We start from the raw sequence: 26031 nt of genomic DNA, 5'->3' as shown, positions 1-26031 counted from the left end.
GTCGACCTCGATCACTCCCAGAGGCCCCTTGACCTCGGTCGCCACCGCTGCCGCAGACCAGATCTACTTGTCGGCGAGGCGGTGAAAGATCAGTTCCTTCATCGTGGCAGCACCCTTGGTGAGCTGGCGAATGAGTGCGCTGGCGGAAACTGCACCGGTGCCGGTGCCGGTGCCGGTGTTGGTGTTGGTGGGATGGGACGCGGCGGCGAGTGTTTTCCGATCTCCAACTATATGGTTGCAGTCTGCTATCTTGAAATCCAACCGAATGTTTGGAGTTTTCATGCGTCCTCTTCCACGTCCACTGCAAGTCCTCGTGACTTGGCTTGGAATACTGCCCTTATCGCTGGTCGTGTCCACGCTTCTCGCCCCCATGTCCGAGGAGTGGCCGCATCAGCTCCGTACCGCAGTTGTCGTCACCGTCGTCGTGCCACTCGCTGTCTTCTGGGCGGTACCCCTGCTCGCACGGGCGGCTCAACGGCTGCGGGGGGCGCCGATGTCGCTCATAGCAACGTCCTGTCCAGGTCCTGGGGTACATGCGCCGTCACGAGACACGAACCTCAGCTGCTCTGCGCCGACTCACCAGACGAGCAGCTCCGTTGCACACGCGGAGGACGAGCAGTGAGGGCGCTCGTCCTGGGTGGCCGCGGAGCAGTAGGTTCCGCTGCCGTGAACGAACTCCGAGCGAGAGGGCATGCTGTGGGCAGTGCGGGCCGCAGCGCGACAGACAATGACCTGGCGATCGATGCATCCACAACCATGGGGCGAGAGGCTCTCGCTGAGGCGGCTCGGGGGGTCGATGTCGTGATCGACGCGAGCGGGCTGGAATCGGGCGCTGTACAGCTTGCGGTGGGAACGACTGCACTCGTGGACGTCTCGGCGACAGCGTCCCACCTGCGCGCACTCGCTGCAAGCGTGACGGCTGACGGAGCAGTCCTGCTCGGAGCCGGCATCGCACCTGGTGCCAGCACGGTGCTCGTTCACGCACTGGAAACGGTCCCGGGGGACGATGTCGATGTAGCGATTTTGCTCGGAGGAGGCGAGTCGCACGGGGCCGCCGCCGTCGCCTGGACAGCGCGCCTTGCCGGAACGACACTGCACGCCCCACCAGAACCCCACTCTGTCGTCAACCTGCGGTCCTGGCGACGCCTGTCTACTCCGACTGGTGGCAAGCGAACTCATCTGCGGGCGGACTTCCCGGACGATCTGCTTGCAGGGCGGCGGGTGAACATCGCGGTGCGTTCCTGGTTGGCGATCGACACCCGTGCGGCCACCGCTGCACTCGGCGTCATCGGAGCCCTGCCAGCACTCTCGCCACTGCTCGCTCGTGCGCCGCACATCGGCGGTGACTCCTGGGGTGTCAGCGTGGGCAATCGGAGAACCGGTGAGGTGATGTCTCTCTCGGGGCAGGGTCAGTCGGTTGCCACCGGCAGGCTCGCAGCTGCAGCGGCCGAGCGCCTTGTCGAACGCAGACAGCGAGGAGCATTGACGATGGCGGATGTGATCACCTTGCGTCAACTCCGAGGCGTGACAGGCGTTTCGTTCTCGTCTAGGCCGGCCCCGATGCCTTGAAGTGCGCATTGACAGTCGCTGCCTGGGGTCGAGGCCGATGGGTGGCGAACTTTGCGCACTTTCAGGAATCGGACCTCAGGGTTTCACCACGCCGGAGGCGATCAGTCCGCCACCTGCGGCCGCGACGACCGTGACCCCGCCCAGCAGCGCGAGGAGGGCGATGAACAACGGGACCGCTTGCGACGCGGGCGCCGGAGCGCTGCCTCGCTGGACGACCGTCACGATCTCGGTCACCTGTTGCGTGGCACCGACCGCCGCGGCCGGGGCCGGCGCACCGGGTGCCCGCAGTGCGAACGGCGAACGCTTGGCCCCAGGGACGAGGTCGGGCGCTGCGGCCGTCGGGGCTCCAGCGGGTGGGACGGCCACGAAGGTGGACGCGTCGAACCCCACGGTCAGTGGGAGTGCGACCTTGCCCGGATCCTGGCGCCCGCCGCTCGTGAACCAGTAGGAGAACTGCCCGGTGAGCTGTTGGAAGTCGATGAAGCTCTGCGGGAAGGACCCCCAGTAGGAGGCGTTGGCCGCGGTCTTCGCCACCTGGTCACCCTGCGCGATGTCCACGCCGAGGTAGTCGGGCGACACGGTGAACCCGTCACTGCGCATCGTCACCCCGGTGAGCGTCGCGAGTTCGATCTCGCGCGGCGGGATCGGCGTCCACTTCGTCTGATCGGCCATGTCGGTGCCGAAGCCGCTCGCGGTGGCGGTGAGGGTTCCGACACCGTCGACGACGGTGAGGGTCGGGTTCGAGCCGTTCCAGTAGGTGAGCCCACCGTAGAACGCGACCGAGAAGTCCCCGGTCCAGCTGATGGTTCCGCTGTTCGTCGACGGATCGACGGTGCCGGAGCCGCCGACGATGACGAGCTGCGAATCCGTGAAGGCGCTCGTCACGTTGGAGTCGACCGTGCTGCCCGAGCGGTCGAGGCATCGGGTGGCGAAGCTCGCGAGCTCGTATGCCCCGCCGGCATTCGGCTTCTCGATGCGGACGGGACCGTCCTGTGCCCGGTACCGGCTCTCGTCGATGATCGCGCCGGAACCGACGTCGGGCACATGCCCGGCGGTGAGGAAGTTACAGCCGCCGAAGAAGGCACCGTTGTTGGCCTCGTTGCTGAAGCCCCATCGGAGGATCGCGTCGTCGACCCTGGTCGGACCGCCCTGGTCGGAGACGACCTCGAGCCAGACCGCCACCGCGCGGCCCTCGGTCGGGACGAAGGCGAGCGCGTACGCCCCGTCCGCGAGCTGGCCGACCGTGACGGACGCGCTGGCAGTACCGGCCGTGACGGAGAAGGCGCCGAGATGGACGGGGGCCCGATCGTCGGTCGCCGAACCGAACAGCCAGACCTCTCCGCCCGTGGCGCCGGTGGAACCCGGCCAGGCGAAGGACGGCTCGAGGGCGCTCGTCGGCTCGACGGTCGCGGGGAGGGCTGCCTGGGCGGCGTCGAGACCGGTGACCGAGCCTCGCTCGACGGCGGCGCGCAACGCTGCGAGCGAGATCCAGCTGGGCGGGACCGAGCCGGGTGGTCGGACGGCGAGGGTGACGACGAGGGCGCTCGCCGCGGACATCGGACCGGGTCCGGCGGCGTTCACGGCGCGGGCGCGGACGGTGTAGGCGGTGTCCGCCTGCAATCCGGCGACCGTCGTCGGCTCGTGGGTGAGCAGGGTCGGGTCGTCGATCGAGGGGATCGCGTCGACGCGGGTCGTCGTCACGGGTTCAGCGGAACCCGCCTGGAAGACCAGGAGGTCGAACGCGGTGATCGCAGCACCGTTCCCGGCCGTCACGCCGATCGTCGAGCCGTCGACCGAGATGCTGTCGACGTCGCCGCTCGTGACGGAACGTGGAGGGGTGGCTTGCTGCGGCGTGGACGAGCCGCTCGTCTCGACGGCCACGCTCCGCAGGGAGGTCGTCCGGTAGGTCGTCGGGATCAGACCGGCGAGGGAAGCGGTCTCGAACGCCGTGATCTGGACGGACACGCGGCGTCCTGGCGCCGGGTTCTCCACGACCGCCTCGAGCGGTCCAGCTGCGGCGAAGTCGCCGCCGAGGTCGATCACGGCGGCGGTCATGGCGGCGGACACGCCGTCGGCGGCCGCGACGCGGAGCAGGTATGCCGTCGAGGCCGTCGTCCCGGCTGGAGCCGTCCACGTCACACGCAACGAACCGGGTGTCGGCCCCTCGGTCACGGTCGGTGTGGCGACGCGTGTGGTCACGGGAGCCGTCGCGTCGATACGGACCGGCGCGCTGAGCGATGAGGCGGTGTCGCCCGCGCCGTTCGAGGCGATGACGCGGACGCTGAGCGACGAGCCCACGATGCCGATGCGAGGCAGTTCCAGTCGCGTGCGGTCCGCCGGGACCGCCGTCCGGCTCACGAGGTTGGTGAGGTTGACGGTGCTGCCGGTGAAGAGTTCCACGGTGTAGCCGGTGATGGCGTAGCCGCCGTCGGACACGGGAGGGGTCCAGCTCGCCACGAGGCCGAGCGGGTCGTCGAGCAGTCCGACGACGGTGGCCCGCGGGGGAGCGGACGGTGCGCCCTTCGCCGTCGTCACCGGAGCGGACGCGGACGAGGACGCACTCGGTCCGTCGGCGCCGACGGCGACGACGGTGAAGGCGTACGCCGTGTCGGCGAGCAGCCCGGCGACGAGCGTGGTCGTCCCCGCGACGAGCGGGTCGATGCCCGGGATCGTGCGAACGACGGAGCCGTCGCGCAGGACCGTGACGGTGTAGGTGACGACGGGTGCGCCCGAGGCGACCGCCGGCCAGGAGACCTCGATCGTGCCGGCTCCGGCCGGTGATCCCTTGGGGGCCTCAGGTGTGCCCGGAACGGCGGCGGCGCGTCCGGCGGAGTCCGCTTCGGGGGTCGGCGTCGCATCGGCGGTCGGGGCCTCGGACGGCTCGGTCGGGCCGCTCGGCGTCGGAACGGCCTCCTCGGGTGTCGCGCTCGGCTGTGGTCCTGCCGGGGGTGCCTCGTCGTCGGTGGGCGGCTCCTCGGCGGCGGGAGCGGGCGTCGCCGCCTGGGTCGCGACGGACTCGGCCAGTGGCGACGCGCTCGCGGCGAGGAGGGCGGGATCAGTCGGGACCGTGCGCAGGGCGAAGCGGTAGTCCGTGGCGGGCTGGAGGCCGGATACCCGGGCGGCGGCCGATCCGTCGGCTGTGGTGCCGACATCGACGGGCTCTGCCGTCTGGAGGATGGGCAGGCCGGCCGCGAGTGCGGCTGCGTCGGCCTCGGGGTCCCGCTCGGCTGACGGCTGCAGGACCGCGATCGGGTCGACCGGCGCAGCCGGAGCCTCCGGATCGACCGGGGGTAGGACCAGGACGAGGAGCGTCGCCGCGGTGCCGTCCTGCGTGCTCGTCGCCGGGTCGACCGAGGCCGGCCACGCGACGGAGACGGTGGCGGCATCCACCGGCGTGACGACGGCTTCGGCGGCGATCGGATCTGCTCCCGACGGGAATGCCGTGGTCGCCGCCGGCGAGTCCACGACGGCGGACGAGGCCTGGTCGGCTGTCGCGGTCTCTGCGTCGAGTCCGACGGCTGCGAAGACGAGCCCGATGCTCAGGCCGGCGGCGATCAGGGCGGACCAGGTGCGTGATGCGGGACCGGGGCGCATGGTCACGCGCTGTCGCCGGACGTGCCGGTCGCGTCTACCGTGCTGGCCGCGCCCGCCGCTCCTGCCGCCGCGAGCGCTGCTCGACGACGTCCGCTCAGCACCGCCCAGACGAGGAACGCGACCGCGCCGACGGCCAGGGCGCCGACGCCGATGACGGCACCGGTCAGGAGCGGGACGAGGTCGTCGGTGGCAGAGGCGGCGGCGGTCTCGTCCGGTTCGGCGACGATGGTGCTGGAGATCACCGTCGGCTCGGGGGCGCTCTCCGGGGCTACCGGCGCGGGCGCCGGAGCAGCGGCATCGTCGCCGTACAGATCGGTGAAGGTGATCGGCGTGAACGTCTCGTTGTTGGCGTTCTTCACGCCGTGGGCCCCCATGGTGATGATGCCGCACTGCACGCTGAGGCAGTCGATGGTCTGGGCGTTGCCGTCGCGATCGAGCGACTCGAAGCGGGCGCCGGGGATGCTGATGACACCGGACCAGGTGCCGTCGGCGGCGAGTTCGCCCCCGTTGGCGGCGGCCGCGGTGTCGCTCCCGGGGAACGTCACGAAGAGGATGTAGCCCGTGGGGTTGGTCTCGTCGTCGGGGACGTAGGCGTAATCGGCGCCGGTCACGCCGCCGTTGCTCGGGCGCCACGACTCGGCGTCGGCGACCCAGCCGAAGGCGACGTAGATCCCGCCGTGCCCGTTCTTGATCGACTGGAAGCCCGAACCGGAGAGCTGCACGTCGGTGAGGTAGTCGGGGTCGGCGACGCTCGCGAGGTCGGGGCGGTCGACCACGTGTGCGGTCACCGAGGAGGCGGCGTAGGCGGGCTCCGGGAGGGATCCACCGGCCGAGAAGCCGGCGAGGAGTGCCACCCCCGTGAAGATCGCCGCGAGTCGTCGTCGGCCTCGGTTCGCTGTCGTGGAGCGGATCGAGGGCGCGGTGGACGGAGTCGGGCGATGCGGCATGGCTGCAGCCTAGCCGCAGTTAATAAGGCTTGCATAACCTTACTTAGTTAAGGCTAAGCTAACCCTGCCTGGGGCTCGGTTTCGGAGACCAGGCGCCCCCTTCCACCCGACATCCACCGTCGAACACACCGGAGATCGCCTTGTCTGCACGGCCCACAGCCCCACCACCCGCCTGGCGGCGGAGACCGTTCAGGTCCGCCGTCACCGCCCTCGTCACCACCTCGGTCGTGGCCCTCGGCTCGATCGTCGCCGCACCGGCCGCGATGGCCGCCGATTCCACGATCGATGACGCCGTCTTCACCTGGGGCATCAACAACGAGTCCAACAACTCAGCGTTCCAGCCCGGCGCGATCAACCTGCTGTCCGCCGGTGAGATCGCGAAGACCAGCGGCGCCGACACCGTCGTCGAGAGCGAATGGAAGCAGAACGACGGCAACGTCGCCATCCAGAAGAAGCAGGCCGACGGCACCTGGGCCCCGTCCACGTGGGCCGGCCTCCGCACCACCGCGACCGGCGGACCGATCACGCCGCCGTCCAGCGCCAACTACAGCGACAACCGCGTCGCGATCTCCGGCGGCACCGGAACGGTGAACGTCGAAGCCGGCACCGCCGAGATCCAGTGGGACGGCACCTTCACGGCCGCGTACTACCAGGGCCTCACGCAGTTCTCCGCGTCCGACCCGAAGCTCACGGTCGACGCCGACGGCACCGGTGTCGTCACCGCGACCCTCAGCGGGTACGGCACGAGCATGGATGATACGAACGTATTTGTGGTCCTCGAGCCTCGGCAGGATGTCGTTGTCGCGACCCTCTCGGGCGTCGACGTCACCGAAACCGGATTCACGGTCACGCCTGACTACCTTGGACGGGTGATCTCGGTGTCACCATCGGGTAACCCGCAGTCCACGACCGGGGCGAACGCCGGATCCTTCCCGCAGTCCTTCGTCGACTTCCAGGTCCTCACCGGCATGGCGTCGTACTGGTACTCGTCCGGCGGCGCAGCGGACGCCGCGAAGCCGACCACTCCGCTGGGCGTCTCCTACACCGTCGCCCCCGTGGTGCCAGAGGTCGTCCCCGCGACGATCACCAAGCAGCCCGCAGGCGTCACCGTCGAGGACGCAGGCAAGGCCACCTTCACGGTCGAGGCCGCAGGCGACGGCCCGCTCAGCTACCGCTGGGAGCTCAGCGAAGACGGCGGTGCAACCTGGACTCCCCAGTCGACCGATGCGCCGACGCTGACGCTGGCCTTCCAGACGAGCCAGAGCGGAGCGCTCGTGCGCGTGACCGTCGACAATGCCGCCCGACGGCCGGTCGTGTCCGAGTCTGCAGTCGTACGTGTGCTGGACCCCGTCGCCCCAATCCCGCAGGTCGCTCCAGCGATCACCGCGCAGCCCAGCGACGTCGTCGCGCCGATCGCACCCGCGACCGGTTCGCCCGTCGCCTCCTTCGCCGTCACCGCGACCGGTTCGCCCGAGCCGACGGTCGTCTGGGAACGCCGCGCAGCCGGTGGAGACTGGGTCGCGATCGAGGGGGCTACGGCAGCCACGCTGACCCTGCCGTACACGGCGGCGGACGACGCCACCGAGGTGCGCGCCGTCGTGTCCAACGCAGCGGGTTCCGCGACCTCGGAGGCCGCGACCCTGACGGTCGGTGCACCCGCGTCGATCACCGCCCAGCCGTCCGCCGCATCGGTGAAGGTCGGTGAGACCGCGACGTTCACCGTCGGGATCGCCGGTGCTGCCGCCGCGGTGCAGTGGCAGCGTCTCGCCGCCGGCGCGACCGGGTGGACCGACGTCGCCGGTGCGACCGGTACCAGCCTCGAGGTCGTCACCACCGCCCAGGACGCCGGCGCCCAGTACCGTGCCGTCGTCACCGGGACCATCCCGACCGAGATCGACGGTTCGGTCTTCTCGGTCACCAGTGCACCGGTCGGGCTCGCCGTCGACACGACCATCCCGGTCGCGGCGGCGATCGTGTCGCAGCCCGTCTCCGTCACGGCGCCTGTCGGTGCCGCGTCGCCCTCGGTGTTCTTCTCGGTCGGCGTGACCGGTACCCCGGCGCCGTCGGTGCAGTGGTTCGAGCGTGCCGTCGGAGCGGACGGCTGGTCCGCCGTCACCGGCGCGACGAGCACGACCCTCGAGGTCGTCTACGCCGACGGTGACGGTGGCAAGCGGTTCCGCGCGGTCGTCGGGAACGGCATCGGCGATCCGGTCACCTCGGATGTGGCGACCCTGACGCTCGGGGTCCCCGCATCGATCACGGCGCAGCCCGCGTCGGTGTCCGTCGCACACGGCGAGGACGCGGTGTTCGCCGTGGCCACGGCGGGCGACGACGTGGCCGTGCAGTGGCAGCATCTCGCGCTCGGTTCCACCGGCTGGGTCGACCTCGACGGTGCCACGAGCGCCGAACTGACCGTCGCTTCGGCCGACGTCCGGAACGGCGAGCAGGTTCGCGCAACCGTCTCGAACGACGTCCCCTCGGCGCCCGGCGCATCGGGCGGAAGCACGGTCACGAGCGCAGCGGCGTCGGTCACGCTCACGGTCCCCGGCACGGTTCCGGCCGCACCGGACGCCGCATCGCTCACCGAGGCCCCCGGGATCGACATCACCGGCATCGACGGCGACGTCATCACGGTCTCGGTCGGCACGCAGCACGCCGGACAGTACCTCGGCGCGTACGCGTTTTCTGAGCCGCAGTGGCTCGGCTGGGCGCTCGTCGCGGCCGACGGGACCGTAAGCTTCACGGTCCCGTCCGACCTCGAGGCGGGCGATCACACGCTTGCAGTCCTCGACGCGGACGGAGTCCTCATCGGGACGGCGGCGTTCACCGTCACCGTCACGGTCGTGACGAACCCCGACGGCTCCACGACGACGACCACCGCGGTCCTCGCCTCGACCGGCGCCGACGCTGCCGTGCCGTTCCTCGCCGGTGGGCTGCTCCTCGCAGCCGGCCTCGTCCTCGCGCTCCTGGCGCGTCGCCGGAAGACGCAGGTGGCCGCGGTCTGACCGCCCGGCGGCCGCACGGCCGACTGACACGAGAGGGCCGTCCCATTCGCGGGGCGGCCCTCCCTGCTGTCTGCTCGCTGTCGCATTCGCGCTGCTCGCTGTCCGGCCCGCTCCGGTCGCCGAGCCTGTCGGGGTGCCGACCCGCGCCACTGGAGCCCGGGCGCAAGGTGCTTCAGCGGATGGGGAGGATGACCAGTGCGCCGCTCGTCGGGTGCGCGACGACCTCGACCGGGTATCGGTAGACCTCGGTGATCCGCTCCGCCGTGAGGACCTCGGCGGGGCTCCCGGTCGTGACGAGCCGTCCCTGCTGCAACAGCGAGATCCGGTCGGCGTAGGCGGCGGCGAGGTTGAGGTCGTGCAGCACGACGATCACCGCGTCACCCGCGGCCGCGGCTTCCCGTGCGAGCCGGAGGACGTCCTCCTGGTGTCGGAGGTCGAGTGCCGCCGTCGGCTCGTCGAGCAGGAGGATGCCGGTCCGTTGCGCGAGCACCCGTGCCAGTGCCGCCCGTGCGCGCTCGCCGCCCGAGAGCGACGGCACCTGACGGCCGGACAGGCGGGCGATGTCCGTCTCCGCGATCGCGGCCGCGACGGCCTCGTCGTCGTCGCGTTCGAGCTCGGTCCGCTGCCACGGCGCTCGGCCCATCTCGACGACCTGCTGCACGGTGAACGGGAAGAACACGTCGTTGTGCTGCAACAGCACGGCGCGCCGTCGGGAGAGCTCGCGGGCCGACCAGGCCTGCAGCGGCCGGCCCGCGACGGTGATGCGCCCCTCGGCCAGCGTCTGGTCACCCGTGATCGTCGCGAGCAGGGTCGACTTGCCAGCGCCGTTCGGCCCGATGAGCGCGTGGACCTCGCCCGCGCGGGCGTCGAAGGTCACATCGTGGAGGATGCGCTTCCCGTTGATCACGACGCCCACGCTCGAGGCTTCGATCGCGAGCTCGCCGGGTCGGAGGGGCTCGGGGACCGCGAAGCGCCGGCCGACGACCGGCACGCTCATCCCCAGCCTCCCGAGGACCCGCGGGTCCGTCGCAGCAGCCAGAAGAAGAACGGTCCGCCGACGAGGGAGGTGAGCATGCCGATCGGAAGGTCGGCGAGCGGGACGGCGGTGCGTGCCACGAGGTCGGCCCCGAGGAGGAGTACGGCCCCGCCGAGGGTGCTGACGACGAGCAGTGGCAGGTGGGCCGGGCCGATGATCATGCGCATGAGATGCGGGATCACGAGCCCGACGAAGGCGATGATGCCGGCGAACGCCACGCTCGCGCCCACAAGCAGGGCGACGACGAGGATCACGAGGATCCGCAGTCCCTCCACGTTGACCCCGAGGTGCCTGGCGCTCTTCTCGCCGAGAGAGAGCAGGTCGAGCTGTTTCGCGACGACGAACGCGACGACGAGCCCCACGAGCACCAGGGGGAGGACGATGCCGAACTGCTGCCAGCGCGAGCCGTTGAGGCTGCCGAGCTGCCAGAAGACGATCTGTTCGCGTGCGGCGGTGTCGCCGAGGAAGGTGAGGAACGCGAGCCCGGCACCGGTCACCGCATTGACGGCGATGCCGGTCAGGACGAGCGTGATGACCTCGGTGCGCCCGTTCGCGCGGCTCATCGCGTAGACGATGAGCGTTGCCGCGAGTCCGCCGACGAACGCGGTGACGGCGACCGTCCATTCCCCGAGGAAGGCCCAGCCGAAGACGATCGTCGCCGACGCGCCGAGTGCCGCCCCGCCGGAGACGCCGACCACGCCGGGCTCGGCGAGTGGGTTGCCGAAGATCGCCTGCATGAGGAGGCCGGCCGCTGCGAGCGCCGCCCCGATCACGAGCGCCATGGCGACGCGTGGAAAGCGGATGTTCCACAGGGCGCTCTCCCCGTTTGCGTGGCTGGGCATCGGTCCGATGTCGAGACCGAGCCGGTGCATGATCGAGCCGAGGACCTCGAGGGGTGGCACGTGGAGTTGCCCACTGCCCGCCGAGACCAGCGCGAGCGCGATGAGCGCGACGAGCAGGGTGACCGCCAGCGCGCCCGACCGGAGCGACCGTGCGCCGGGGACCTCCGGGTCGATGTCGAGTGGTGCCCCGGTGCGGTTGCCGCCGAGGGCCGAGCGGGTCACGGCTCCTCGTCCGCCGGGGCGCCGGTGGTGGGCGCGTAGAGGGCGCGGGCGAGCGCGTCGAGGACGGCGGCTGTGCGTGGGCCGAAGCTCATGACCTCGGTGTCGCTCATGTCGATGACCCGTCGGTGCTGTCCAGCCGGGGTCTCCGCGACGGCGGGGATGCGCTCCAGGAGTCCGTCGACACCGTCGACCGACTCGAGGCCCTTGGTCATCATGATGAGGACGTCGGGCGCCGCATCGATGAGTGCTTCGGCGGTCATGGGGCGCATGCCCTGCCAGTCGATCTCCTCAGCGACGTCGACGGCGCCCAGTGCCTGGATGAGCGCGTCGGCCCCGGAGCCCTCACCGAAGATGTAGTAGATCCCGGCGTTCCCGCGCACGTAGAGGAACATGACCCGTGGACGGTCGGCGGGGTCGGCCGGAGCGAGTGCTTCGATGTCCGTCATCGTCGCCGCGATCTCGGAGGCGATCCGAGCGTTCAGCGCTTCACCGGCCGCCGGGACACCGAGCGCAGCAGCGACCTGCGTGACGAGGTCGTCGATGTTGTCGAGGTTCCGCTGTGGCGTCAGGACGACGACGGGGATGCCTGAGTCGCGCATCTGGAGGACGACGTCCCAGGGGCCGATCGAACTGTCGGTGAGGATGACGGTGGGCTCGAGCGCGAGGATGGCCTCGCCGTTGAGTTCATGGCCGTTCTGCGTGACGAGGGGGAGGTCGGCGGCCTCCGGGAACCCGGTGGAGGTGTCGCGGCCGACGACCGAGTCGCCGAGCCCGAGACCGAACACGGTGGCTGCGAGCGATCCCGACAGGTCGAGGGCGAGGATTCGGCTGGTGTCGCTGATCGTGACCTCGGTGTCCTGGTTGTCGACGACCGTGACCGGGAGTGCTTGCTCTGGGGCGTCGGTGACCGCGGTGATGCCGGGGTCGGCCATGCAGGCGGTGGAAGGACCGGTCCAGTCCTTCGGCTCGGCGACGGGTGTGAGTGACCCGAGTGGTTTTGTCGACGCCTCGCACCCAGAGGCATCGGGAGCTGATGGTGGATCCGTCACCGCGCAGCCGGATAGCCCAATGGCGAGAGCTGTCAGCATGACGAACAGCCGGGGGAGGAAGCGATCAAAGGCGTTCATGAGTAAGGAAAGGCTAACCTACATCCGGCCTTGTTCGGGCAACATCGGATTCCCGAGCGTGCAGTCGTCGTAGCACGATCCCGAGGCAGGTGGATGCGATGGAGGTTCAGAGGCATGCGGATCTTTGGCCAAGACGATTGACGCATGACCGATGGGTATTCGAGAGCAGCGCGTGGCTCGCGAATGGCCACGATCCGTTCGCTGTGTGTCGCGACGGTGGCCTTGGCCACTGCCTCTCGCGGACGGGGTGCAACCCGAAGGGGTCCAGAGCCGATCGGGCTCCGGACCCCTTGGGATCTCTTATGCCGGGGAGATCACACGGTCAGCTTGCGACGCCGCTTGATCAGAACCCCTCCGAGCAGTATCAGCACGACGGCGCTGAGGATCGCAGCCGACGGGAACTCGGTCCCCGTGACGGCCATCGTGTCCTTTGCTTTGTCTCCATTGCCGGCCAGAGCAGCGATGGAGATGGATGCCCAGCCGATGATGCCGTCTTCGTCGTAGACCGCGAGGCGGTGCACACCGGTGACGTCAGCGGGGAGGCGGACCTCGAAGGTCCCGCTCTCAGACACCTTGTACGTACCGAGCGAACTCGGCTCGGAGAAGAGGTACGCGGCCACTCGGTCCGCGGCTCGGTCGCTGCCGACGGACACGGTGATAGTCGATCCTGCGATTGCACTCACCGGAACCGTGATGCGACCCTCGTTCTCGAGCGTCAGGTCTGAGCCAGACGGCTCGATCTTCCGCGGTGCCGGTTCGGTGCCTGGTTCCGTGCCTGGGTTCGTACCCGGTTCGGTGCCTGGTTCCGTGCCTGGGTTCGTACCCGGTTCGGTGCCTGGTTCCGTGCCTGGGTTCGTACCCGGTTCCGTGCCTGGGTTCGTACCCGGTTCGGTGCCTGGTTCCGTGCCCGGTTCGGGTGCGACGGTCGTGAACGTTACCGGGACGAACGTCTCGAGCGCCCCGTCCGTCGAGCCGTGGGCGCCGATCGTGAACACGCCACAGGTGATCCCGGTGGCTCGGCAGTCGATGGCCGCGCCGGAGGCTCCGATGAAGGTGGACGTCGCCGCGAAGTCCTCGACGGTGAACCCGCCGTCAGCGAAGAGCGCCTGCGAGGCTCCTGTTGTCGCTGAGCCTGGCCAGGCGATGAACCGCTGGTTGTCCATGCCTGCTGCGTAGTCGTAGTCGACGCCGAGCTTGCCGCCGGCCGACGGGAACGTGGTGGCGTACCCGAACAGGAGGTAGGCACCGTGACGGTTGGTGTGCTGCTCATAGCCGGACCCCGACACCGTGAGCTTGGCGCCGTCCGCAAGCTGAGAACCCGGGGTCACGCTCAGCGCGGGACCCGCCGACGGCTGAGGCTCGTCCCCGTCAGCGCTCACCGTGACGACGGCGGTCTCCGACTCCACCGATGTGCCGCCTCCGGTGAACACGGCTCGGAACGAGTGCGCTCCCTCCGCGAGCCCTGTCGCGGTGTAGGTCGTGGTCGTCGCGCCGTCGATGTCGGTCCAGACCGCGCCGAGGAGCTGTTGCCAGCGGATCGTCGGTGCCGGTGACCCGGTCGCGGTGGCGGTGAGCTTGGCTGTACCGTCGACGCCGATGGTCGCCGACTGCGGTTGTGCGACCACGGTCGGTGAGGACGGGGTGAACGGGTTCTTGCCGTCGCCGAGGGGGTCGAGCGGGTCGACCCGCGAGCCTGCGGTCGGGGCCGTCTCGGTCGTGACCGTCGCCGTCGCCGTCACCGGCAGGCCGGCCTTCTCCGGGTCACGGAAGCTGCCGGTCGCGTAGAACCACGGACGGTTGCTCGGGTCGAAGTAGTCGACGAGTGACGCGGGGAAACTGTCCGCGTACACCTCGCCTGCACCCTGTGAGTAGGCGCGTCCCGACCACTCCGGCGTGCCGGCGAACGAGAGCGTCCCGTCAGTCGCCGTCGTGAGCTCGCTGTCGGCGAACGTCGCGACGATGACGCGCTTGTAGCTGTTCTCGACGGGGCCACTCCACTTGCCGCCGCCGTCGTTCCAGGCGATCTCCGCCGTGAGGGTGGCCTGCCCGTTCGCTGCGATCGCGAGGTGGGGGTTCGCGTACGCCATGTACAGGCCGAGATAACCGCCGTAGGGGCGGTAGATCGCCGTGCCCGACCAGGACAGTTGTGTCTCACCGGACGCGGGATCGGTCCACCCGGAGCCCGTGGAGAACTCGAAGCCGGTGGTTCCGAGCGAGACGTTCTTGCTTGCGACGTCGCGCACCCACTCCTGGGAGTACGTGGACAGGTCCAGCGTGAAGCGTGCGTCCGCTGCGATGACGGCGCCGGCGGGCGCGGCGGACGTGACCGGCCCGTTCGGAACCATCACACTGATGCTCGCCGGTTCGGACTGGATCCTCGAATCGCCGGCGGTGTACACGGCCCGGAAGCTGCTGCCGGTGTCGGCCGCGGACGCGGTGAGCGTCAGGCTGTTGCCCGTCGCCCCGTCGATGTCAGCCCAGTCGGTGCCGTCGGCGGAGCGCTGCCACTGCACGGTGATCGGGAGTGCTGCGGACGCCGCTGCGGTGAGGGTGAGCGACTCGCCGACGCTGACGCGTGCGGCGGTCGGTTGTGTGGTCATGCGGAGGGTCGGGTCGACCTCCTGCTCGTCCTCGATCGTGATCGTCGTGGCGGCGCTGGCGACCGATCCGTAGACGTTCTCGAGACGGTAGCGCCAGAGGGCGTCGTACTGCTCGGCCGGGAGGACGATGTCGCCGTAGAAGACACCGAGGGTGGTGGACGCCCAGACGTCTTCGGTGTTCTGGCGCAGGTAGGGAGCGATACCGTCCTGGGGTTCCGCGAGTGCAGCGGGCTGGACCGTCACGTTGCCACGATCAGCGACCGCGTCGGACCACGCGTCGCCGCGCTTCGACCAGCTCGCTCCACCGTCGAGGCTGTACTCGAACCAGGCCTTGTCGGAGGACAGACCCGTGCCGGCCCCGGAGTAGGAGAAGTCGATACCGGCTCCGCGCTTTGCTGCGGACAGTGAGGGGGTGAACCACGGCTTGGCGCTGGAGACGTACGACGCGCGGTAGGAGTAGACGTTCTGGCCGATGGCTACCAGGTAGGTCGTCGCCGGATTCCAGCTGACGAAGGAGCTCAACGATCCGGGGAGCACCACGCCGGCGGTGTCCAACGGGGTCCGCTCACCGCTGTCGGCGGCTGCGAACCTCCGGATCTGGGTTGCACCTGCTGTGGTGAGCTGGATCTCTGCGGTGTACTCGACGAACGCCATCGAGGCGGCTTGCGTCGGGAGCGAGATCACGCCACGGAGGGCGACACCATCCTTGAGGCTGACGTTCGCGACCTTGCCGGATGCATCCGCGACCAGGAGCACGGAGTACGGCTCCAGCAACCAGGATGCAGCGATGCCGAAGCCCGGGAGCTCCACCGTCGCGACGGTGGAGAGGTCGTACATGGAGACCTTCTCGACGGCACCGACCCGACTCGAGTACAGATCACCGTAGGTGTCGAGACGGAACTCGCGATCGACCTGACTGAACGGCAGCGTGATCGGATCGCGTCCGGCCTGTGGGGCCAGCTTGTACGTGAGGCGCTTCGCGCCGTAGCCGCTCGGTGTCGAGTACACGGCCAGGTAGCCCGTGCTGAACGGGCTGATGAGCTCGAGGCCGGCGAGAGCGACGCCGGTGCGCTGCTCGAACGCTGTTGCGTCCAGCGATTCGAACGTCGTGGAGGCAGCGGTACCGAGCGAACTCGATCCAGGCGTGATGACGCGGAGGACGATCGACTGCCCGTCCTTCGTGCCGAAGAGGGTGATGTTCAGGGGATAGGGCGAGGCCGCGCTGTAGTCGAGGCTCGCGGTTCCGGAGGTCACCCCATCGATGTTGGAGCTGATGTCGAGTGTCTGCGTCACGGCGCCCGAGTCCTCCGCCACCTGCTGGAGGAAGACGTCACCATCCGATTCGACGACACGAATCGAGTTCGACCCGTTCGTCGACGGTGTGTCGATCTGCGTGACGCGCGCGCCAGGATCGATCGCGGTCTTCCCGGCAGGTGCGGTCTCGAACGCGATGTACGGCGCATCACTCGCAGCAGGGGTTCCCTCACCGCCAGTCCCAGGGGCTTCGGGTGCTGTCGCGTAGAGCGCGATGCCGGTCAGCGTCGGTGTGTACGTCTCGCCCGGCAACAGTCCCGCTATGGAAAGGCGGACCTTCGACGATGTGATCTCGCCGAAGCCGCTGATCGACTTCTTCCGGCCGAGTCCCGACGACGCGGAGAATGTCTCCCAGGCCGACGACGCGGACACCCAGCGCTGGAGTTCGAAGCCGGCCACGCGCGCGTTCGTGCCCGAGTCGACGAACTCGTCGATGACGACTTCGGTGAAGGTGACCTCTGAAGTGAAGCCGAGGTCGATCGTGAGGGGGAAGGTGGCGTCATCGGCCGCTGCCCAGCGGGTGCTGCTGGAACCATCGACGAGGTTCGATCCGGCGAGGGCGAAGTTGTTGTGCGGGTGGGTCGAGCTGACGGTGACGTCGGCGCCGAGGGCGAGATCCGTGCGCGGGGTCGCTGCGGTTGCCGGTGTCAGCGATCCGAGAGCGATCACCGCCGCCGCGAGGGCGGCCGCGAGGACCTTCGGAGGGGATATTCGGGACAAGAGGGGCCTTTCGAGACAGTGGTAGGCAGCAGCATTTCGATGTGCCGACGGCGCGCTCCAACAGGTGGGGCTGAGCTCCAGCAGTACTGCTATTTAGGTTAGGATTACCTTATTAACTCGACGACGCGCAAGTGGGCGCACGTGGAAACCGTCGGGGGGGGGGCATCCGTCTCGGGCGCGACGACAGGCCGTCGGGTGTCTCCTGCATCCTCGCGATCACCCTCGCCTGCGTCGAGGCGCTGGTCTCCCAGCTTCGATCGCGATCGGTCGGGAACCCCGAGACGAGGTCAGGTTCACATCCGCACAAGATCCACCTTGAACACACGAACAATGCGGGCTGCACACGAACACCGTTGCAACCTTGTGCTCAAGTCGACAACTCGCTATGGTCTCCAATGCGGCTTCTGCCGCGTGAGACTGTGGGATGTTATTCACCTTGTGTGAAGCAGGACCTGAGCTCTGATATCCGACCCGGGTATCGATGCTCGGGTCTTTTTTTATGCCTCAACGAGGAGACAGGTTCAGCATGAGTACCAAGTACGCGACACTCGCGGCCGAGATCATCCGACTCGTGGGTGGCCCCGCCAACATCGAATCCGCATACCACTGCCAGACGCGGCTCCGTTTCTCCCTCCACAACGAGTCGCTCGTTCGCGATAGTGAGCTGCAAGCGACGGCGGGTGTGGCCACGACACGGGTCTCCGGTGGGACCTATCAGGTCGTCGTCGGAACGCACGTCAAAGACGTGTTCGAGGAGGTGGACAGAGAGTTGAGCGCTGCCGGCGTCTCGAGCGCCACCCACACGACCGCTTCGAAGCCCGCAGAGCGGCGTAGCGTCTTCAGCGTCGTCGTCGACTTCATCGCGGCCACGTTCCAGCCCATCGTCCCGGCACTCTCCGGAGCTGGCATGATCATGGCATTGCTGGCGGTCCTGGTCGTGACCAACGTGATCACCAGGGAATCCCAGACCTACCAGGTACTCGCGTTCTTCGCCAACGCGGTCTTCTACTTCCTACCGATCTTCGTCGCCATCTCAGCGGCGGACAAACTGAAGACGAACCGGTTCCTCGCCGGTGTTGTGGCAGCGATGATGCTGCACCCGACCTGGACGCAGATGGTCGCGAGTGGTGATTCGGTACATCTCTTCGACGTCATCCCGCTGACGCTTGCATCCTACGGCTCCTCGGTCATCCCGATCCTGCTCGTTATCCTCGTGCAGTCATACTTCGAGCGACTGTTGAACCGGGTCGTCCCGAACGCCATCAAGCTCGTGTTCGTCCCGATGATCACCTTCCTGGTCATGGGCACGCTTGCGATGTCGGTCCTCGGTCCGATCGGCACCTTCCTCGGCGGGTATCTCGCGATCTTCTTCGCCTTCCTTACCGAGAACGCACCGTGGGTACCCTCGCTGCTGATTGGCGCATTGCTCCCGGTGATGGTGATGTTCGGTGTGCACAACGCGGTGGCGCCACTCGGGTTCGCCCAGTTGGCACAGCTCGGGTACGACAGCATCTTCGGCCCGGGTGCGATCTGCTCGAACATCGCGCAGGGTGTCGCGACGCTGGTGGTCGCCGTCCGTACGAAGGACGCCAAGCTGCGTCAGATCGCGACTGCAGGTGGAATCACTGCATTGATGGGTATTACTGAGCCGGCGCTCTATGGCGTTGCCCTTCCGAAACGGTATCCCTTGATTGCGGCGATGATCGGCGGCGGCGCCGGCGGACTCTATGCGGGGTTGACCAGCACACACCGGTTCGCCGTTGGTACGTCGGGCCTGCCGGCCGTGTTCCTGTACATCGGAGACGACACCCTCCAGTTCTTTGTCAACATCCTGGTGGCGCTCGCGATCTCAGCGGTGGTCTCTGCTGCGGCCGCCATCCTGCTCTCAGTGCGCTTCGAGCGCGTTGCTGCGGCACAGGATGCACTGCTTGGCTCTGGATTGACGGTCGAAGTCGATATCCCCTCCGCGTCGGTACCTGCGATCGGCACCATCTCAACTGCGGGCACTGGCGGGGAACGAACTGTTTCTGCATCACACGAGATCACCGCTCCCGTCTCCGGCGAGGTCCTACCGCTTGCAGCGATCCCCGATGGAGCGTTCTCGTCGGGCGTCATGGGCCCTGGACTGGGCATCGAACCGATGAACGGTCGAATCGTCTCGCCGGTCACGGGCACCGTTGTGGCCGCCACGAAGACCGGGCACGCGTTCGGCATCGTCACCGACGCGGGCGTTGAGGTCCTCGTGCACATCGGCGTCGACACGGTCCAGATGAAGGGAGCCGGCTTCTCTGGTGCAGTCCCGTCAGGGACGCATGTCGAAGTGGGACAGCAGCTCGTCTCCGTGGATCTCGCCGCGATCTCAGACGCAGGTCACCCGGCGACGGTCATCCTGGTCGTGACAAACCCGGACGACGTCGGCGAGGTCTCGGTCACGGCCTCTGGGCGCGTCGTCGCGGGTGAGCCCGTACTCTCGATCGCCGGCTGAGAACCTCAAGGCAGAACTCATGGACTACACACAGCTCACACCCTTCCCACGCGGCTTCCTCTGGGGCGCGTCAACCTCCGCCTACCAGGTCGAAGGTGCCTGGAATGAAGACGGTAAAGGCCCCTCGGTCGTCGATCTCCACATCCACCGTGCTGAGGGCATCAGCGACTTCACCGTTGCAGCGGACCACTACCACCGGTACCGGGAGGACGTTTCGCTCTTCGCAGAACTCGGCCTCAAGGCCTACCGATTCTCGATCGCGTGGACCCGGATCGTCCCGGACGGTGACGGGGAGGTGAACCCTGCCGGGGTGGCGTTCTACCATCGACTCATCGACGAACTCTTGTCACATGGCATCGAGCCGATCGTGACTCTGTATCACTTCGACCTGCCTGCTGCGCTCGACGACCGGGGCGGCTGGTCGGACCCTGCCACGATTGAAGCATTCGCGCGTTACGCGGGCATCCTCTTCGACGAGTACGGGGACAAGGTGACGACGTGGCTCACCATCAACGAGCAGAACATGATGATCCTGCACGGCAAGGCGATCGGTACCACCGGGCGCAGCGGTCAAGCCGACCAGCGGACGATCTACCAGCAGAACCATCACATGTTTCTCGCTGCAGCGCGCGCCATGGCCCTGTGTCACGAGGTGCTGCCCGGGGCGAAGATCGGGCCAGCGCCGAACATCGTGTCGGTCTATGCGGCCAGCCCGGCGCCGGAAGATGTGCTCGCTGCCGATGACTGGGATGCGATCCGTAACCTCATGTATCTCGATGTCGCCGTTCGTGGAACTTATCATCCGCTCGCCTGGGCCTACTTGACGGAGCGGGGTATCGCCCCGAAGCTGCGCGAGGGGGACGCCGAAACGCTCGCGGCGGGGCGGCCGGACTTCATAGCGTTCAACTACTACTCAACCCAGACGGTTGGTGCCTCCCGTGGTGACGCGAGTGACATCCAGCATCGTGGGGGAGACCAGCAGATCGTCCGCGGCGAGGTCGGAGTCTACCGAGCAGCGAAGAACGAGCACCTTCCTACCAACGCTTTCGGTTGGGAGATCGACCCCGTCGGGTTCAGGACGACGATGAGACGGCTTTGGGACCGCTACCGGTTGCCGCTCATCATCACCGAAAACGGATCGGGAGCGTTCGACGAGCTTGTCGACGGCGTGGTCCATGACCCGTACCGGATCGATTACTTGCGTCGACACATCGAGCAGATACGGTTGGCGATCAGCGACGGCGTCGATGTTTTCGGTTACTGCCCGTGGTCTGCGATGGACCTCGTCTCCACTCATCAGGGCATCTCCAAGCGGTACGGTTTCATTCACGTCGACCGCACCGAAACCGACCTTCGTGGCCTGGAACGCTCGAGGAAAGACAGTTTCCACTGGTACCGCGGGGTCATCGCCGTCAACGGCTTGGATCTCGGTTAGCTTCGAGCAGAAGGACGGTGGCCTGTAATGACGCAACGCCCGACCATGACCATCAAGCGGATCATCGGAAACAACGCCGTCCTGGCGGCCGACGAAGACGACCACGAGTTCGTCGCGCTCGGGCGTGGTGTGGGATTCGGCGTGCGCGCGGGAGACCTGCTCGATCAGGACAAGGTCGAGCAGGTCTTCCTCGCCGGAGGCGACGCGGCCGCTGACCGTCTGACGGAGCATCTGGCAGACACGCCGCTCGCGTGTGTGCGCGCCGCAGCCAGGATCGCTGAACTGGCGAACGAGCGGCTCGGGCTTCGGGTCACCCAGGCCCTCATCCTCCCGCTGGCCGATCACCTGCACTTCGCCATGCAGCGCGCTGAGAGCGGCATGGAGATGCAGTTCCCCCTGCTGTGGGAGGTCAGCCAGCTGTACCCTGCCGAGTTCGCGGTGGGTCAGGAGGCTGTGACGCTTGCCAGTCAGATCCTCCACATACGGATCGATCCGGATGAAGCCGTTGCATTCGCGATGCATCTCGTGAACGCGCAGTTCACCACGCCAGGTGTCGGAGCCGCGATGCAGATGACGGAGATCATTGCACAATCCTTCGCCGTGATCGAAAGTACCTTCTCCATTGCCGTCGACAGGCGTTCCATGAACGCTGCTCGATTCATCACTCACCTTCGCTACGTGTTCGCGCGCGTGAACGCGGGTCAACAGATTGCTGATCCGCACCCGACATTGTTCGAAGCCATCTCCAACGCCCACCCGGAGGCAATCGCCTGCTCGCTGAAGATCGCGTATCTGATTGAGATGGGAGTCCGTACCAAGCTCACTCAAGATGAGATCGCCTACCTCGCCTTGCACGTGGCGCGTCTCATCCTCGACATCAGCGAGCGGTAGTCAGAAGACCCTGCAAGCGGGCGACTGGGTACAGTCACTGACCGGCGCAGAACGCCCCGTTGCACGCCCTCTGGTGTATTGCTCGGTGCCCGCTGCGCGGTTCACGGCGGCCGTGCGACGTTGTTCGTCGTGTGAATGCGGCATCGATGTAAGGCGTCGAACGAGAACGGAGGGGCCGAACCTGCGGTCGACCCCTCCGAATGGCCACGGAGAGGGGCCGGCGGATTGGGCGGTTGTCTTCGTGCTCTCACACACGGATCAACTCCCAGCTCCGCTTCAATTCACGCGTCCCAGTGTGCTGTCGTCAACATCAGCCGCGTGGAAACACGCGGACTGCACCGGACGAAGAGCGCACGAGCGACGTCGGCCAACCAGGTTGGCGAACGTGTTGCGCAGTGCGGTTGCGGTCGAAAGGTCGTCGCCGCTTCGTGAGCAAACTTCAGCTGGTGTCGTCGCACGAAAAGGCGTACGGTCACGGCGGGTGGCCTCCTCCAGCATCCGTACAGAGCGACGGAGCCACGATGGCGGCAGGATGGATGTTGCTCCACGATGGAACCGTGTATGCGTTGCCGAATCTGTCGGTGGCGCGATTCGTGCAACGGGCTATTGCGCGATTTGCGGTGTCGGGGGATCCTGAGGTCGTTCGGTTCTCGACGCTCGACTCGGTTGAGGTGGTGACCGTGGTGATCGACGAGTCGTCACGGGTGGGTCGTCGCGTTCGTCGTTGATGGTCAGCTTCTTGACATGGAGGACTCGGATCGCCTTGGCTGACCGCTTCAACGCAAGAGTGGCGAGGTCGGTAGGCTTCGAACAGCATTGTCGACGCCACGCGATCGGATGAGTCGTTGTGCTGCATGACGCCAGCCGGTCTACCGGACCGAGACCCTGGAACGCACCGCCGGCTTTCCGCATCACAGCGCCACGCCTGAGCTCGTCCGCGAGCCATCGAGAACTACGACAGAGAGACAGATGACCGAACGGATCGAAACTCAACGGGAGCGCGCTGCCATTGAACGATTCGCTGACCATTGGTCAGCGGCAGGTGAGTCTCGTCTCGAGGGGTTGATCGCGGGGTATCTACTTCTTGACGAGACAGGTGAAGTGAGTGCTGCCGAGTTGGCCGAGAAGCTCGGAATCAGTAGTGGATCGGTGTCAACGTATACACGGCAGTTGATCGACCGTGGTTTCGTCCATCGGGTCCGTAAGCCAGGTGTTCGTGCCCACTTCTTCACCATGGGAAACGATGTGTGGGCGGGATTTCTGGCTGCCGAGCAGGAGTATCTGCAGAACCAGTTTCGTCTTGCAGAGGAGGCGATGTCGTTGGTGAGCGAGGGTGGCCGGTCCTGGGAACGATTGCGGAACATGCGCGACTACATGGGCTGGATGATCGATGCGAAACTACCCGCTGGGTGGGAGCAATTCAAGCGGAAACGTGACGCCGGCGCACCGTGACAAGCGGCGACCCGGTCTGCGAGTCGCGTTCGATGATGCCGTCGATCCCAAACACCTCCCTCACCAGAGCGGTGCTGAGGACGTCGTGTGGGGTTCCTTGGCGGACGACCTGACCGTCGTGCATGACGACCAACCGTGAAGCATATCTGGCTGCCTGGTTGATGTCGTGGAGAACGGCTACGACGGTGCGGCCGTCGTTGCGCATGTCTTGACAGAGGTGGAGGAGTTCGACCTGGTGCGCCAGGTCGAGGAACGAGGTGGGCTCATCGAGGAGGACGTAGTCTGTCTGCTGCGCTAGGACCATCGCGATCCAAACCCGTTGCCGTTGACCGCCAGACAACTCCGTGATGAGCTTCTCGGCGTAGTCCTTCACGCCCGTTGCTTTCATCGCAGTGTCCACGATCTCAGCATCTCCGGGCAGCCATTGGCGAAGTATGGAGTGGTAGGGGTGGCGACCCCGCGCGACGAGGTCGCGCACGCGCAGCGAATCGGGGGCAATCGGGTGTTGCGGGAGCGCGGCGATTCGCCGCGCGATAGCCTTCGGCCGCAGCGTGCGGACGTCCTTCCCATCGAGCGATACCGTCCCAGTAGTTGGGCGTAGCGTTCGGGCTAGGGCTTTGAGCAGTGTGGATTTACCGCAGCCGTTTGGTCCGATGATCGCCGTGAACTCGCCCTCGGGTACCGAGAAACTCAGGTTGGTGCTGACGACCTGGTTTTCGTAGGCCAGGTGTGCGTGTTGCAGGTGCAGTCCGGTCTCCGGCAGCGGGGTGGAGCGGTGGGTGGGTGTCGTCATAGTCGTCCTTTTGAGCGTTCGCGCACGAGCAGGTATCCGAGGTAGATTCCACCGACCCCGAGCGTGAGGACGCCGACGGGGAGACCAGCGACGAGCGGTGCCTGTTGCGCAGCGAGGTCGGCGGCGGTGAGGATGAGAGCTCCGGTGAGCGCGGAGGAGAACACGCTGGCGTTGGAGGTCTTGAGTAGGCGTCGCGCTATCTGTGGGGCGGTGAGCGATACGAACGAGATGGGGCCGGCTGCTGCGACTGCCGCTCCTCCGGCAAGCACCGAGAGGATCACGGCGATCGATCGTGTGCGGTTCGGGTCGATGCCGACACCTGATGCGGTATCGTCTCCCATCTCCAGGAGAGACACGTCTCTCGAGACGGCGATGGCTGCCGGGAGTATGAGCACAACCGCGCCGAGTGTCACGAGGACGTCTTGTCCGTTGCTGGCATTGAGCGATCCGACGAGGTAAGCGGCCAGCTGGGATGCCGCATCCCGAAGCTGAGTACTCACGACGTACTCAATGATCGCTGCGGCCATCGCGGCCACAGCGATGCCGGCGATGATCGTGCGAGCGGGCGACCGGAATCCTCGTCCGGTACACACGTACACAGCGAGAGTGGCGATCGCGGCACCGAGTACGGCGCCGAGCGAGCTTGGGAAGAGGGGGAAGCTGAGGGTCATGAGCGCTACACCTGCACCGGCTCCCGCTCCGAGCCCAATGACGTCGGGGCTTCCGAGAGGATTGCGAGTGACCGTCTGGAACAACGCACCTGAGACCCCGAGGAGGGCGCCGGCCAAGACTGCTGTAGCCAAACGCGGACCTCGCAGCCGTTCCAACACGAAAGCTGTTTGTCCTTCGGCACGACCCACCAGCGCCTGAGGGAGTTCGGTGACCGGGATGCCCAGTTTTCCGATGGTGAGCGTGAGAAGAGCGACGATCAGGAGGGACCCGATCGAGAGGATCGCGACGATGCAGAAGCGCCGGTCGACCGAGAGCGCAAATCGCCGAGATGTGTCGGTATGGCTCATCGTGTCGCCCATCCCTTGCGCACGGCGAGGAGGAGGAACGGCGCTCCGACCAGCGCGGTCACGATGCCGACCATGATCTCTTCCGGTCGGGCGATCATGCGTCCGGCGATGTCAGCCACCACAAGGAGCGCCGCCCCGAGAACCACAGCAACCGGTATCTGCCATCGGTGGTCGATGCCGACGACTGAGCGGGTCAGGTGGGGGACCACGAGCCCGACGAATGCAATCGGGCCCACCGCTGCTGTCGCCGCGGCGGCAAGGATCGATGCGGAGAAAATGCCGCCAGCTCGAACAAGCGCGACCGGCGTCCCCAACGACGTTGCGACGTCCTCGCCGAGAGCGAGGTTGTTCAGCGACGGGGAGAGCATCAGCGCTATCAGCAGGCCGATGATCAATGCAGGTGCGACCATGACGGCGACCTCGGTATCCCGACCACTGAGCGAGCCGATGACCCAAAACCTGAAGGAGTCGAAGACGCTGGGATTCGTGAGGATCATCGCCTGAACGTAGGCGCTCAGCACAGCCGACACCACGGCGCCCGTCAGGACGAGTGAGACGATGCTCCCTGACGCAGAGCGAGCACCGACTGCATAGACGGCAACCACCGTCACCAGTGCACCCGCGAAAGCGATCCACACCGAACCGGAGCCAAAGCCTGAACCCGTGATCGATGCAGCGGTTACGATCGCAGCTGACGATCCCACCGTCACTCCCAGTAGTCCTGGATCTCCGAGCGGGTTTCGTGTGATGGCTTGGATGATCACGCCGGACACCGCCAACGCCGCGCCGCAGAGGACACCCATGACGGTCCGGTCGATTCGAGCGTCCAAAACGGCCGAGACATAGGGTTCGCCTGATCCACGAAGGGCAGAGACGATGTCGGCGGGGTCGGTCAGTTTGCCGCCGAAGAACAGGCTGCACACGATGGCGGTCGCGAGCCCCACCACTGCGAGTACGATCGACCTCACGCGTGAGGGGCT

At 67.2% G+C, this 26031-nt stretch carries 15 protein-coding genes; 5 read left to right on the top strand and 10 right to left on the bottom strand.

Features of this window, described 5'->3' with window-relative positions; translation table 11 throughout:
* Nucleotides 1–63 precede the first annotated feature (63 nt).
* The 3 genes from BWO91_RS19760 to BWO91_RS14745 form a co-directional block, all read right to left on the bottom strand.
* Nucleotides 64–282 carry a hypothetical protein gene (locus tag BWO91_RS19760; protein ID WP_153303504.1) on the bottom strand — a complete coding sequence of 73 codons (219 nt, stop codon included), beginning with the start codon at nucleotides 280–282 and terminating at the stop codon, nucleotides 64–66.
* A 1362-nt stretch (nucleotides 283–1644) separates the two neighbouring features.
* Nucleotides 1645–5163 (bottom strand): fibronectin type III domain-containing protein, encoded by a 3519-nt coding sequence (locus BWO91_RS14750; protein WP_079003105.1) that lies wholly within the window; start codon nucleotides 5161–5163, stop codon nucleotides 1645–1647.
* A 2-nt stretch (nucleotides 5164–5165) separates the two neighbouring features.
* Complete coding sequence (locus tag BWO91_RS14745; RefSeq protein WP_079003104.1) at nucleotides 5166–6110, bottom strand: hypothetical protein; 945 nt, start codon at nucleotides 6108–6110, stop codon at nucleotides 5166–5168.
* Between the two features lie 227 nt (nucleotides 6111–6337).
* Here BWO91_RS14745 and BWO91_RS14740 point away from each other — a divergent pair, with 227 nt between their 5' ends.
* Complete coding sequence (locus BWO91_RS14740) at nucleotides 6338–9115, top strand: hypothetical protein (RefSeq protein ID WP_079003103.1); 2778 nt, start codon at nucleotides 6338–6340, stop codon at nucleotides 9113–9115.
* Between the two features lie 172 nt (nucleotides 9116–9287).
* On the opposite strand, the gene BWO91_RS14735 is transcribed toward BWO91_RS14740, so the two are convergent.
* The 4 genes from BWO91_RS14735 to BWO91_RS14720 form a co-directional block, all read right to left on the bottom strand.
* Nucleotides 9288–10112 (bottom strand): heme ABC transporter ATP-binding protein, encoded by an 825-nt coding sequence (locus BWO91_RS14735; RefSeq protein WP_079003102.1) that lies wholly within the window; start codon nucleotides 10110–10112, stop codon nucleotides 9288–9290.
* A complete protein-coding gene (locus BWO91_RS14730; protein WP_079004002.1) occupies nucleotides 10109–11167 on the bottom strand; it encodes a FecCD family ABC transporter permease in 1059 nt (352 codons plus the stop codon). Before BWO91_RS14730 ends, BWO91_RS14735 begins: the two co-directional genes overlap by 4 nt.
* Before the next feature lie 44 nt (nucleotides 11168–11211).
* Nucleotides 11212–12147, bottom strand: coding sequence for a heme/hemin ABC transporter substrate-binding protein (locus BWO91_RS14725; RefSeq protein ID WP_240555522.1), 936 nt, complete (start codon nucleotides 12145–12147; stop codon nucleotides 11212–11214).
* A 509-nt stretch (nucleotides 12148–12656) separates the two neighbouring features.
* Complete coding sequence (locus BWO91_RS14720; RefSeq protein WP_153303501.1) at nucleotides 12657–16976, bottom strand: HtaA domain-containing protein; 4320 nt, start codon at nucleotides 16974–16976, stop codon at nucleotides 12657–12659.
* 481 nt (nucleotides 16977–17457) lie between these two features.
* On the opposite strand from BWO91_RS14720, the gene BWO91_RS14715 reads away from it, so the two are divergent.
* From BWO91_RS14715 to BWO91_RS14700, 4 genes are all read left to right on the top strand, one after another.
* Complete coding sequence (locus BWO91_RS14715; protein ID WP_346425803.1) at nucleotides 17458–19461, top strand: glucose PTS transporter subunit IIA; 2004 nt, start codon at nucleotides 17458–17460, stop codon at nucleotides 19459–19461.
* A 19-nt stretch (nucleotides 19462–19480) separates the two neighbouring features.
* Nucleotides 19481–20896 carry a glycoside hydrolase family 1 protein gene (locus BWO91_RS14710; protein ID WP_079003098.1) on the top strand — a complete coding sequence of 472 codons (1416 nt, stop codon included), beginning with the start codon at nucleotides 19481–19483 and terminating at the stop codon, nucleotides 20894–20896.
* 45 nt (nucleotides 20897–20941) lie between these two features.
* Entirely contained in the window at nucleotides 20942–21787 is an 846-nt protein-coding gene (locus tag BWO91_RS14705; protein WP_167620507.1) for a PRD domain-containing protein, read from the top strand.
* Between the two features lie 969 nt (nucleotides 21788–22756).
* Nucleotides 22757–23239, top strand: a complete 483-nt coding sequence (locus tag BWO91_RS14700) for a GbsR/MarR family transcriptional regulator (protein ID WP_079003096.1) — start codon at nucleotides 22757–22759, stop codon at nucleotides 23237–23239.
* On the opposite strand, the gene BWO91_RS14695 is transcribed toward BWO91_RS14700, so the two are convergent.
* From BWO91_RS14695 to BWO91_RS14685, 3 genes are read right to left on the bottom strand one after another with little or no spacing between them, the layout of a single operon-like run.
* On the bottom strand, nucleotides 23208–24032 hold the full coding sequence (locus tag BWO91_RS14695; protein WP_079003095.1) for an ABC transporter ATP-binding protein: 825 nt from the start codon (nucleotides 24030–24032) through the stop codon (nucleotides 23208–23210). The two genes, BWO91_RS14700 and BWO91_RS14695, sit on opposite strands and share 32 nt — an antisense overlap.
* The gene (locus BWO91_RS14690) at nucleotides 24029–25051 is read right to left on the bottom strand and encodes a FecCD family ABC transporter permease (protein WP_167620506.1); all 1023 of its coding nucleotides are present in this window, start codon (nucleotides 25049–25051) and stop codon (nucleotides 24029–24031) included. The genes BWO91_RS14695 and BWO91_RS14690 overlap by 4 nt, the downstream gene beginning before the upstream one ends.
* Nucleotides 25048–25995 (bottom strand): FecCD family ABC transporter permease, encoded by a 948-nt coding sequence (locus tag BWO91_RS14685; protein ID WP_205847535.1) that lies wholly within the window; start codon nucleotides 25993–25995, stop codon nucleotides 25048–25050. The genes BWO91_RS14690 and BWO91_RS14685 overlap by 4 nt, the downstream gene beginning before the upstream one ends.
* Between the last annotated feature and the right edge of the window lie 36 nt (nucleotides 25996–26031).

Source organism: Plantibacter flavus (assembly GCF_002024505.1).
GTDB lineage: Bacteria > Actinomycetota > Actinomycetes > Actinomycetales > Microbacteriaceae > Plantibacter > Plantibacter flavus_A.
The sequence above is the reverse complement of the archived record's forward strand: the minus strand, read 5'-3'. Positions and strand labels throughout refer to the sequence as shown.

What these genes read in the sequence shown, in the direction of transcription:
- BWO91_RS14750 (WP_079003105.1), bottom strand. Translation starts at nt 5,163, where the DNA reads ATGCGCCCCGGTCCCGCATCACGCACCTGGTCCGCCCTGATCGCCGCC.
- BWO91_RS19760 (WP_153303504.1), bottom strand. Translation starts at nt 282, where the DNA reads ATGAAAACTCCAAACATTCGGTTGGATTTCAAGATAGCAGACTGCAAC.
- BWO91_RS14745 (WP_079003104.1), bottom strand. Translation starts at nt 6,110, where the DNA reads ATGCCGCATCGCCCGACTCCGTCCACCGCGCCCTCGATCCGCTCCACG.
- BWO91_RS14715 (WP_346425803.1), top strand. Translation starts at nt 17,458, where the DNA reads ATGCTCGGGTCTTTTTTTATGCCTCAACGAGGAGACAGGTTCAGCATG.
- BWO91_RS14705 (WP_167620507.1), top strand. Translation starts at nt 20,942, where the DNA reads ATGACCATCAAGCGGATCATCGGAAACAACGCCGTCCTGGCGGCCGAC.
- BWO91_RS14690 (WP_167620506.1), bottom strand. Translation starts at nt 25,051, where the DNA reads ATGAGCCATACCGACACATCTCGGCGATTTGCGCTCTCGGTCGACCGG.
- BWO91_RS14725 (WP_240555522.1), bottom strand. Translation starts at nt 12,147, where the DNA reads ATGGCCGACCCCGGCATCACCGCGGTCACCGACGCCCCAGAGCAAGCA.
- BWO91_RS14735 (WP_079003102.1), bottom strand. Translation starts at nt 10,112, where the DNA reads ATGAGCGTGCCGGTCGTCGGCCGGCGCTTCGCGGTCCCCGAGCCCCTC.
- BWO91_RS14710 (WP_079003098.1), top strand. Translation starts at nt 19,481, where the DNA reads ATGGACTACACACAGCTCACACCCTTCCCACGCGGCTTCCTCTGGGGC.
- BWO91_RS14695 (WP_079003095.1), bottom strand. Translation starts at nt 24,032, where the DNA reads ATGACGACACCCACCCACCGCTCCACCCCGCTGCCGGAGACCGGACTG.
- BWO91_RS14700 (WP_079003096.1), top strand. Translation starts at nt 22,757, where the DNA reads ATGACCGAACGGATCGAAACTCAACGGGAGCGCGCTGCCATTGAACGA.